The sequence below is a fragment of the Acidisoma sp. C75 genome (assembly GCF_054665095.1).
On record NZ_BAAFHD010000013.1, the window covers coordinates 90,004 to 101,078 of the forward strand.

Consider the following 11,075-nt stretch of genomic DNA (forward strand, 5'->3'; position numbering starts at 1 on the left):
GATGCGCCATCTATGCCGGTGTGATACCAGGATCGCATGGTGGACGCCGTAGCGGTTGGCAGGACGACGCCCGTCCAACTCCGGCCAGGCGATAGCTGTGACAGCCGGTGGCACGCAACGTGGCGGTGGAAGGGGCGACGATGAACCAGATACCAGAGAAGCAAAATACGCCTCAGATGTTGCGGCTCCTTCTTGCGCGAGGCCGGATCTATGACGAAGCTGAGCGGCTGCAGGTCGCCCAGTTTGCCGTAGCGGCCGCCGCACCGGTCCTTGGTGTTATGGCCGGGTTGGCGTTAGCAGGCTTGAGGCCTTGGGTGGCCGCGCTTGCTGTCCTCTCTGCCCTTCTCGACACAGCATGGCTCGATCGCGCCCTGAAAAGCCGCCTGAGGGTTGCAGCCGGAGTGTCCGAGCTGTTCGATTGTGAGGTCCTCCAAATGCCGTGGAACGACTTCGTAGCCGGGAAGCGGCCGGAGCCCGAGGTGGTCGAGGCCGCCGCAGCGACCTCGACGCGGGACCCGAATACGTTGCGAGAATGGTATGCTCCAAGCGAGATCGGAAACATCCCGCTCGCCTTGGCCCGCCTCGTCTGCCAGCGGGAAAATCTGTGGTACAATAGCACTTTGAGGCGCCGCGGCGGAGCAGTCCTACTCTGGACGACGACCGCGACGGTCGTGCTGCTCTGGCTTACAGGTCTTGTGCTTGGGCTCTCCCTTCGGGATTTCATCATGACGCTGGTCGTTCCCGTGTCTCCCCTGGCGACCTGGGCGATCCGTGAACGCTTTCGACAGGGAGACACGGCGGATGCTCTAGAGCAGATCAAGTCGGCCGCAGAGGCGTTCTGGGAGGAGGCCGTCCAATCCGGAGCCGATGATGTGCAGAGCGCGCGCCGCTCGCGGGAGTTCCAGGATGCGATCTTCTTGCGCCGCGCGGCCAGTCCTCTGCCTCTGCCCTGGTTGTATGGTCGTTTGCGCGCCTCTATGGAGCGGGAGATGTCAGCCGGCGCCGCCGAGCTCGTGCGCCAAGCAACCGGCTTGGCGCACTCTACCTCTCAGGTTGAGATTCCTGTCGCGTCGCGCGGCTGACCAGGGACAAGTCGACCCTGCTAGACCCGGTCGGTGGTCGGCCGGCGATCACTCGCAGGTCGAGCAAACCACCCGAGGCAGCGGCCACGCGTTCCGTAAGGATGTCACGCAGTCCGGGGCCGGTTGCCATGAGCCCTATCTCGGCGCCTCGGCTGCGGGTTTCGGCTACGACTGTCGCAAGCCAATTGAAGCTTGTGATCGCCAAGGCATCGTCGTCCCAGGCCAGAAACTTGGCGTGGAGCTTGTCGAACACCTGCAGGTCCAGCCCTCTCGCCACAAGGTCTGCCGACACCGGGTGGATTCCAGTCTCTCGGAGGTACTTGCTGGCCCGGTTGTAGACGAGCCGAGAACCGACGCCGTGACGAGCCGCTGATTCCAGCGGGACGAGCACCGACGTCTCGGCCGCCGCGCCGAACAGGTCGCATCCAAGAATGATGTCGCGCGACGCCACGTCCCGCGCGCGGGTCACCGCCGCGTAATGATCAGCATCGACGAGAAGGTCCAACTTATGCCTGCCTTGTTCTGGATGTTTCTGCGACAGCCGCCGAACAAGGGCCCAGCTCTTCTCCATCCGGCGCGCCGCCGGTGGCCAGGCACCAGAAGCGGGTATTTGACCAGCAATCAGGTGCGCGAGGAGGCGCGAGGCGATCCGATGACTCCGGACGCGGACTGAAAGCTCTAGCCAGTCGAACTCACTGGAGAGGAAGTTGCAGCTTCCTACGACGCTAGTCCAACTTCCATCTTCGAGTTCGTCATACACGATAATCTTTGCGTGGGACTTTGAAGAGAATGGGGACAGGTGGACCTTCTCCCTCGTGCGAGGATCGAGGTGCTTGAGTTCGGCCAACGTCTCTGAAAGCGGCCTTGCCCGGCTATTCGCCTCCACATCTTCCCGCAGTCCCCAGAGCAGATCGACGCGAACGTTCCTCGCCGCAGCCCGATTCAGGTCTGGCAGCAGCTGGCGCACGGTGGACGGGTTTAGGAAGCAGGAGTGCACGACGATGTGAGTCCTAGCCGACGAGAGGCAGCTCCGCAGCAGGTGGAGGTGCTCCGGGCCGCCGGCTACGACGTCGTCTGGCCGGATCTCACACCGGGCGATGCCGTCGTCCGTCCTCTCCTCCCGAGCATTCTTCCCCCCGCTGTGCATCTCCTCGGGCAGGGCGCCAGCGGCCACCGAAATAGCCTCGAGCATCCCCATCGAGGAGCCCGCAGGGACACCGCTCGTAACCTGCCCATGCGAAACGATAACCCTGGCGAAGGGCCTTGCGGGAGGTTTCGCTGCTGGCAGGAAACCGTCGAACCCCTCGTCTGAGCTGAGGTTGATGAGTTCCCGTACGTCAGGGTCGTCATAGTTCAGAGAGGAGACGACCGGCTCGAGTGTTTGGGCGCCGTCGGGCAGATCACCCTGATAGACGAGTTCGAGATCGTCGGTACGCAGCCAGCGGCCTGTAAGCCTCTCCATGCACAGCGAAGTCCACTTCACCTCACGTTTGAGTTCGGGCTGAAGTTCGTTGTCCGCTGCACGGCGCTTGCCGACGGAAGTTGCGGCGAAAATTGCCTTGTCCTGATCTGAGCGGACCTCGATCCACCCAACCCTTAGTAGGTTGATGAGCGCCTCGATGACAACACGCTCGGGCAGGTCAGCTGCGGCCGAGAGTTCCGTCAGTGACCGACGAGCCTCCGCCAGTTCAATCAGGAGTATGTGGTCCAGGAGGCTCCATCGCCTTCCGAGCGTGACGGCATAGCTGATCGCTACCCTGAACACCGGCACGTAGACAACCTTCAAGGTGCGAACTCCACCCGCGCAAGATGCCCCTCCCGCTCGGCCCTCTCCATCTCCCTCATCATGTCGCCAAGATAGCGGTATTCTGCATCTACCGGGGTGTCGCCATCAACGCGCGACCTGAAAAACTCCCAGCTGCCCACGATGACCAGCTTGTGCCTGGCGCGGCTGAGCAGCACGTTCATCCTGTTAGCTTCCTTGAGGAATCCCACGCTCTTCCATGGCACCAGCGCATTGTTCCGGACTAGGCTGACAATGACGACATCTGCCTCGCTTCCCTGGAACTCGTCTACCGTGGCACCGGCGCGCTTTCCAAAGCTGAGATTGAATGGCTCCGAGTATAAGGACTCCAGACGCCCGGCTTCTCTCGCTGCGCCAAGGGCTTCCCTGATCGCTGTCAATTGGTCATTGTAGGGGGAAAGCACCTGAATGTGGCAAGGCTCGCACCCTCTGGGACGTAGCTGCTCCAGGATGGCAACTACCGCCTTGACCTCGATGGGAGACGAAAAAACTCCGTCTGATTCCCCCTCGGCAAATTTTGTCTTCTGCCTCCACGGCACGTCGCACCAAACAACCCTCGCCGGCGGCAGCCAAGTGCCTAGCTCTGTCAGAAAAGGGGGATCGGCCTCAAATCTTGCGTGTGTCTCCCGCGGCGAGACCAGGATTGTGCTGACCACCTCGTCTCGGTCCGAGCGAAAAACCTCACCAACCGCCTCCTCTTGAAAAGGGTAGAATACCCTCCCGACCAACTCGGCAATGTGCGGATGCATCCGATGTTGGTCCGTCAGCGTGGCGGCCGGGCCTGGGCGGTCCCGATCGTCACCGAGACTCGCCTCGAAGAAGCGCCCAAACAAGTTGATCATCCCTCTCCAGCGATCGCAACGGGCCGCAAAAGGCTCCCGCCCTTCCTCCTCCTCAGCAATGGCGGGATCCACCAACCTGGGGGCAAATTGGCGTCCTGCTTGTAATGCCTTCCGGACCCGGAGCGGATTTCCCAGCAGCTTTCTGAAAACCTGAGCGTTGAACGGGGGAAGTTGAAAGTGGTCGCCAATTAGGAGGAGGCGGTGGCTAAGCTGCAGTGCAGCGGCCATATCGAAACCGTGTGCCTTACCCGCTTCCTCAACAACAGACCAGTCGAACCGGCGGCCGCGAGCGGCAAGTTCCTCCAGCTCCGGCGCGTTCATGGTCGAGAATGTCAGGTTTGCGGCATCCTGGACAAGCATCTGCAGCGTCCGCAGCTCAATATCTGCCGCCTCGTCGTGACCTGGATCGTCGGGCAGTATCCGTTCCAGGCGGCTTAAAAGCGATTGAGGCATGCGTCGGGCTAGCTCGCTTCCCTTGAGGCGGCGCAACAGGGCCGCAGTTACTGGGCCCACACCATGTTCATCAGGGGACTCCGCACCAAGCCTCAACATCAGCGGTCGATCCTCAGCGGGCAGCTCGCCCAAAAGGCTTGCAAGCTTCCCGCGAACGTCGTCCACGGTATGGTGGGAGTGTGCGGTCAAAAGGATTTGCGCGCCCGGATCTGCAGCCAACAGTCGGTCTGCGAAAGCCTGTATCAGAGTGGTCTTTCCGGTCCCTGGAGGACCCTGAACGGCGAATGACGGCTGAGTCCCCCAGAGCTTCTCGAGCGCCTCGGTCTTGGACCTGTCCAGCTTGATCGGTACGCGGACTGGAGGGACCGGATCGCCAACACTCCTAGCCGAAGCGCCAGGATCGGCCAGGAGGTGCAGCAGGTCCTCGTGCTCCCGCATCTCCTCGATGGCCTTATGGCGGCGCTTGATCTGCGCAATGGTGCCACCATGATCGCGCGCGAGGTACATCTGCCCTGGCCTTACTGGCACGTTGGCCGTGCAGGTTAGCTTATAGATCGGGCCGTCTAAGGTGTCGGAACCGCTGTGAAAGCGCCACCTCGCAGAAATGCCCTCGCTGTCGATCGTCCGACGATAAAGGAGCTGGCACGTGCCCAGTACAGGACCGTCCTCGTCGTCGGCTCCGAGCGTGTCAGCCCCTAGCTTAAACCAGTCCCTCAGCTGCTCCGAGGGCGGGTCTAGGTCAAGATGTTGGGCCAGGAGGTTGCGTTCCGGCTCCTCGCGCGGCGTTATCGTCACAGTGGTCCCACTTGTGCCGACATCAGCATGCAGCACCTCCACGGGACAAATTCGGGCGGCGGTCAGGGCCGTATCGATTTGCTGTGTGATCCGAAAGAAGTCGTGGACATCTTTGAGATGGACATCCAACTGCGCCGATGGGCGGGGCAGCGCGAACGCCTTTGCCCAGGAGGCTGCCCGGTCTCGGATAGTTTGAAAGGTCCTTCGTGCCTCTGGATATTGGACGATTTCGAGCCGCCTGGCACCGAGACCGAAGCTTTGGTCATCCGGTGAAGGCCGCGGCACAGCGTCAACACCTTCACAAAAGCCGATGTCCCAGGTTTCGACACCGTTCAGGTTCCAAGCTTTAACCACATACTCCAGGTTCTCGCCGCGAAGGACAAACTGCGGCCTAGGGAGCACCCGCGCGATTATCCTGGGATCCCCACGCAAGTCCTTCACGATCCACTCGCGCTGGGCTACGGGCATGTCTACCGTGGCTCTCTGGCCGGACGCCTGTTGTACCGCACGCGAAAGCGCTGAGTCCGGACCTAGCCTGACCGCCAAGACGACACTTCGCGCCGGGCCGGCCGTGACGGCACCTAGATCACGGACGAGTTGACCGATCTCGTCGACCACCTGCCGGCCCGACGCCAAACGCCGTTCTGACTGCTCGTCGAGCAGGCGTAGGACCAAGGCGCGCTCAGCCTCCCTCAGGTTGGCCAAAACCGACACGTTCTTCCTTACGCCCTCGCGGCTGTTCAGCGAGATCGTTGGCGCACCCATAAGCTCTGCTGCGACGAGCCCGAAGTCGAACCAATCGGTTGCGGTCGAATATTCGGCTGACGATCCCGCGAGCTCTGGCGCCACTAGGCCCCGGGAGCGCCCGACCGAGGCCGCCGCCCCCTCACGGCCCGAGATCCGAAGTGACCATTCGAATCCGCTCAACCGAAAATCGCCCATCCCCTCTGGTGAAACGAAGACAGCATTGGAAGTCAGGCATCGGTGCAGCGTGCCACTGCCGTGCAGCATCGCGAGTGCCTTGGCGATCCGCAGCAGTCCTTCCCACAGCGGCCTTCGCCTCCCGACCTCGTTGAGGTTAGTCAGCCAAGGATGAGTATTCCGGGCTCTTAAGGCATCCGCGAGCACTATACGCCGGCCACCGTTCAGGATCGCATAGTAGTTCCGGTCATCGCTGAGAAGGTCGTGAAGCCTGACGAAGAGTTCCGACGCGCCGGGATGCCCCTGCAGCCTCGTCAGCCCGCGGATCTCCCTGTTCCACATCGCCTTGATGTCGGCGCGGTCATCCCCGCGGCGCCGCCAGGCCTTAACAAAGTAGATATCCCCTGCATCTTCGGCCTGCCAAAGAGTCGGGATTCCCCGGCGCGGATCGCCGGCGAGTATCTTCCTGGTAAGGCGATATCGCCCGGCAACGACATTAGCCGGCATCGATTTACACGGTCCTTGTCATCTCTTCTGATCCTTCGAAGCCTAAGGCGGCGGCCCGCGTGCAGCAAGTCGACATTAAACCCTCCGTGAGCAGACAAAACCACCTCAACGCTCCGCGGGTGGCGGTGGCCAGTTTGCAGTGTGGGCGAAAGCAAAGTCCACCCGGAGAACGAACTGCAGCGCTGCAGCCGCTACTACAGACAGGCCGCCTTTGCCGCATCGCTGAAAAAAAGAATGTACCACCGGAAGGGAGGCGCGGCAGCCTCCCTTCCTTCACCACCCCCGATCACCATTTGTTTCGATACTGGGTGCGCCGCCAGAACCACCAGAATGCCGCCGCTGTGATAACGACATCCAGCCGCAAGCCAAGGCGAGCCCTCAGCTCCGCCGAAAGCAACGCGAACACCAGCACGAGGTAGAGCGCGATCCGGCCGAAAGAGCCCCAGGGGGGGCCGCGAGGCGCGGAGAGCGCCAAGCTCGGCAACGACCGCCCCCATCCTATGCGGATCACCACGTGCGCGCCGTTGAGAGAATGGCCGAGCACGCTGCCGAAGCCGATGCCCGGATGCTCCACCGACGCGCCGGCGTCACGCAGCGCGAGCACGACGATTGCCGCCGCCGCTTCCGCAGCGGCGGCCCGGTCACCCGCCACAGTGACATCGACCACGGTTTCGCCCACGTGGCTGAGCATCCGCACGTCAAGTTCCCCCCGCCGCGGCCCGATAACGTTCTGACCGAAGCACCTCGGCCGCAAGCGCGCCCCGCACGGCGGCACGGAGCTCCCAGGCCTTCCGGAGCTGAGGCGCCGCCCTCGTCCAGTCCTCGAGCATCTGGTCCATGACGATCAGGAGCTGCTCCGGCGTGATCCCCTCCTCCCGCCCCACGTGGTCGGGGCACAGCGGCAGGTCGAACTCGCCGAAGCGCGCCACAGTCCAGGGGTAGGGCGACGGCGCTTCCCCCGCCTCGAAGGTGACCTCGGCGCTCATCGACACCGGCAGGTTCGCGTAGACGGCGAGGGCACGGTCGAGGTAGACGACGGCCGACTCCGCCTCGCGCGCACTGTCCCCGGCCCGCTCGCGCTCGGCGGCCAGCCGCGCGCGGGCCACCTTCAGGAGCTGAGGGAGGGTCCAGCCGTCGCACGCCACCATCGCGTCGAGCCTCACCAGCATGCCGTGGCCGTCGCTGCCGGTGTCGGCGACCACGCCCCAGAACTTCAGCGGCCAGCCCGGCGTCACGCCGTATGACAGGAAGATCAGGAAGCGCCCGTCGCTCGCGAGGCGGGTCGCCACGATGTCCTCGGGCTCAATCTCGATCATAGCGCCGCTCCCCGCTGGAAGAGCAGCCAGGCGCCATCGCTCGCCACCACGACGGCCACGCCCTCCTCGACCGGGAAGGCGCTGATCTCTTCCTCGCCGCCGTCGCCGTTGATCATGAGCAGGTCGTCCATGGTCCGGACGACGATGCCTAGCCCGGCCAGATAAGGCAGGACGTGAAGCGGGTCGTCCCCCCGTGCCACGGCCTCTTCGAAGGATATGCGCGGGACGTCCCGCGGCTCCCCTGTTTCGTCGGCATAGCGCCGCAGCAGCGCGCTGAGCGGCTCCTGTGCTGTCTCCATTGATTGAGGCTCCAAACGCAAAGAGCCCGACCCTCTTCAGGGTCGGGCTCTGGTTGACGGGACGCTCATTGCCTGAGCAACCTCATCACATGCATCCGGTCGGGTGACCTCTTGCGCTGCCCATCCCGACGGCGCTCTCGGTCCCGTCAGGTCAGCAACCGTACCGCCGCCGTGAGTAGTAGATCTCGGCTCAGCCATAGGCACACCATCACCTCCGGCGCCAGCAGAGCGACCCTCTTCGGCGCCCTGATGCGCGTAAGGGCGATCGCCAGCCGGTCCCGCAGCCGCTTCACGCGAGCGCCCGGTTGTGCGCCTACCCGATGCCCCTCATCCAACGCCCTGCTCCTCCGGCTCGGGCGCCAGGTTCCAGACCTTCGAGGCCGCGGTGGCCGTGGCGATCAACCGCTGCGGCGAGTGGTGCGCGTAGCGCATCGTCGTCGAGAGCTGGGTATGGCCGAGCACCGTGCCGATCTCGTTCAGTGGCGTCCCCGCGTTCGCCAGCGCCGAGGCGAAGGAGTGCCGGAGGTCGTGGATGCGCAGGTCGGCGGGGAGGCCCGCCGACCGCTTCGCCCGCGCGCAGGCGCCGCGGATTCCCTCCAGCGGCGCGCCCGGCCGCCGGCGGCTCGGGAACACGAACGGGTTCGGGCCCGCATCATCGGCGGCCTGCCCCCTGGCGCGCGCCGCAGCGAGCCCCGCCAGCCGGTCCTCCTCTCTCGACCTGTGCCTGGCGAGCTGGCGCTGCAGTATCGCTCCCGCGAAGGGCGAGAGCGGAATGTATCGCGTCCGGCCGTTCTTCGAGCGCGGCACCGTCAGCATCCCCAGCCCGAGGTCGACGTTCTCCCATGTCGCCATGATCACCGCGTTCCGCCGGGCGCCGGTGACGATCAGCAGCGCCAGCGCCGCCGCCGCCGTCTGGTCGCTATCGGCGTCCAGCGCCCGCATCAGCGCCTGCGTCTCCGTCGGCGAGAGGTAGCGGTCGCGGTGCGTCTCGCGCAGCATCCCGGGCGAGGCGGCCGGGTTCCGGCCCTCGTAGAGCTGCCACTTGAGGGCCAGGTTGAACATCGCCCGCAGGGTCGCCAGGTGCCGGTTCACCGTTCCGTTGGCGAGGCCCTCGTCGACCAGCCGGCGCCGGAGATCGGCCACGTCCTGCTGGGTCACCTCGTCCAGCGCCTTCCGCCCGATCGCCGGCAGGATGCGGAGGCGCAGGTAGCCCTCGACGTTTCCGCCGGACCGCGGCTGCAGGGTCTCCCGCACGTAGGGCAGGTAGCGGTCGTGCGCGAAGTTCGCGACCGTGGGCACCGCGCGGAGCTTCGCCAGGTCGGCCGCCGGATCGCCGCCCAGGCTCACCTCGGCCTTCAGCTTCTCTGCCCGCCTCCGCGCCTGGTCGACGGTCACGTCACCGAGCTTGCCAATTCGGAGCTCGTGCCGACGGCGCCGCACGTCCGCGTAGCGCAGGTAGAATGTGATGCCGGAGGCGCGCTGCTCGGCGATGAAGCCGCTCAGCCTGTCGTCGAAGATGCGCTGCTTGGCGACGCCCTCCGGCAGGGGCGGCAGCTCCTTCAGCAGCGCGCGCGTGATCGTGGCCGTGGCCATGGGGCCTCCTCTCGTGTCTAGGGTTGTGGATGTTCTTTTCGTGGCTTCGCCGGACCGCAGCCGCGGCTCAGCCGCGGTCCGCGGTGCTGCGCCTCCGGCTGGCGCTGATGTGCGTATCCAGGTCCACCCGGGCGTAGCGCACGCAGCGGTGGCTAAGCTTGATGAAGGGCGGTCCCTCGCCCGTGCTGCGCCAGCGCTCCAATGCCGCCTCGGTGGCCCCCAGATAGGCAGCCGCCTCCCTTGGGCTCAGCAGGCGGTCGACCTGCTTTGCGGCTGCGGTCTCAATGTCGTCCATGGGTGGCCTCTCGTTCCCTCGGGCGCGGGAGCCTTTGCCTCCCGCTCGACCCAATGGACTGTTAACGTCCGCTCTCGCCCTCGTTGGCCAAATTTGCTCCGCGCCGGCGCTCCCCTGAACCCGGCCGCTATCCGCGGCCTGGCCTACCGCCACCCGACTAGCAAAGGCGCATCGCCGGATGGCTGCTGCCGGGCGCCCACTGACGCCCTGGGCCTGCAAGGCCGCCACGGGCTCAGTGCGCCGGCTCGCCGCGGGTCAGACAAGCCCGGGCAGGACCGAGAGCGCCTCGCGCACCGAGCGCCTCGCCTCCAAGCAGCGGCGCCGCCAGGGCGTGACGGGGAGCCATGTGGAGAGCGCCAGGTCGATCCCCACCAGGAGCGGCCCGGCGTCACCCCCCATCCGGGTCTGCACACAGAGCGATCGAGAACAGCTCGGCGCGCGCCACCGCCCACGGGTACAGCGACCGTGCGGCGCCGGGCTCGAAGGCGACTGCCGGCGGCGCGGGTTGGCCACCCCGGGCGTCGCGTTGCACGGCGATGGCGCTACCATGCCTGCGTCCCTCACCGTGTGAACAGCAGCCACTGACCATCAACCGCGAGGTAGACGGCGACGCCATCTTCCACCCGGAATGCTTCCATATCCTCCTCTCCCGGGTCGCTGACCACCTCGAACAACTGCTCCAACGTTGCTACGGCAACGCCGACATCCTTGAGATACTGCAGGATGTGCAGGGGGTCATCTCCGCGGCTCAGCGCCTCGCCGAAGCCTATGCGGAGCACGTGCCGCGGCAGGTCGTGCTCGCCGGCGTGGCGCTCCACCAGCGCCGCCAGCGTCTCTTGTTGGATCGTGTTCATGTCGGGGATCTCCAAATGAGAGACCCGAGCCCTTGCGGGGGCTGAGGTCTCGGGTTGGTGCCCGCACGCGCGAGCACGACCATGACATGCGGCTGGTGGACGAGGCTGCGGCGGCGGCCCAGCGAAGCCGGCACTCGATACCTCGCTGGCACGATCGGCCGGGCCATCATGCACGCGGTTGCGATTATGGCGGCATGGGCGCGCAGCTGGTTCTCCGTGTCCGAAGCGGAGGCACCCTCCTCTTTTCCGGCAAAATCGCCGCCCTGAATAGCTAAGTGTGGGGGAGGGGGGCGGCCCTTTGAAGGGCCGCCCCC

The 11,075-nt window shown here is 65.2% G+C and carries 9 protein-coding genes; 1 reads left to right on the plus strand and 8 read right to left on the minus strand.

The annotated features are described in order from the left end of the window. The first annotated feature begins 140 nt into the window (after window positions 1-140). Complete coding sequence (locus ACYQ7X_RS16340; protein ID WP_459698134.1) at window positions 141-1,082, plus strand: S-4TM family putative pore-forming effector; 942 nt, start codon at window positions 141-143, stop codon at window positions 1,080-1,082. Here the strand turns inward: ACYQ7X_RS16340 and ACYQ7X_RS16345 are convergent. The 8 genes from ACYQ7X_RS16345 to ACYQ7X_RS16380 form a co-directional block, all read right to left on the minus strand. After that, a complete protein-coding gene (locus tag ACYQ7X_RS16345) occupies window positions 1,042-2,868 on the minus strand; it encodes a phospholipase D-like domain-containing protein (protein ID WP_459698135.1) in 1,827 nt (608 codons plus the stop codon). The two genes, ACYQ7X_RS16340 and ACYQ7X_RS16345, sit on opposite strands and share 41 nt — an antisense overlap. After that, complete coding sequence (locus ACYQ7X_RS16350; protein ID WP_459698136.1) at window positions 2,865-6,404, minus strand: AAA domain-containing protein; 3,540 nt, start codon at window positions 6,402-6,404, stop codon at window positions 2,865-2,867. The genes ACYQ7X_RS16345 and ACYQ7X_RS16350 overlap by 4 nt, the downstream gene beginning before the upstream one ends. Before the next feature lie 286 nt (window positions 6,405-6,690). Then, on the minus strand, window positions 6,691-7,101 hold the full coding sequence (locus ACYQ7X_RS16355) for a hypothetical protein (protein WP_459698137.1): 411 nt from the start codon (window positions 7,099-7,101) through the stop codon (window positions 6,691-6,693). Between the two features lies 1 nt (window position 7,102). Further along, a complete protein-coding gene (locus ACYQ7X_RS16360) occupies window positions 7,103-7,720 on the minus strand; it encodes a hypothetical protein (protein WP_459698138.1) in 618 nt (205 codons plus the stop codon). Beyond that, window positions 7,717-8,019: a hypothetical protein gene (locus ACYQ7X_RS16365; protein WP_459698139.1), complete on the minus strand. Its 303-nt coding sequence runs from the start codon at window positions 8,017-8,019 to the stop codon at window positions 7,717-7,719. The genes ACYQ7X_RS16360 and ACYQ7X_RS16365 overlap by 4 nt, the downstream gene beginning before the upstream one ends. Window positions 8,020-8,346: 327 nt before the next feature. Then, a complete protein-coding gene (locus ACYQ7X_RS16370; protein ID WP_459698140.1) occupies window positions 8,347-9,612 on the minus strand; it encodes a phage integrase in 1,266 nt (421 codons plus the stop codon). A 67-nt stretch (window positions 9,613-9,679) separates the two neighbouring features. Beyond that, complete coding sequence (locus ACYQ7X_RS16375) at window positions 9,680-9,907, minus strand: helix-turn-helix transcriptional regulator (RefSeq protein ID WP_459698141.1); 228 nt, start codon at window positions 9,905-9,907, stop codon at window positions 9,680-9,682. A 560-nt stretch (window positions 9,908-10,467) separates the two neighbouring features. Continuing rightward, a complete protein-coding gene (locus ACYQ7X_RS16380; protein ID WP_459698142.1) occupies window positions 10,468-10,761 on the minus strand; it encodes a hypothetical protein in 294 nt (97 codons plus the stop codon). Window positions 10,762-11,075 lie beyond the last annotated feature (314 nt).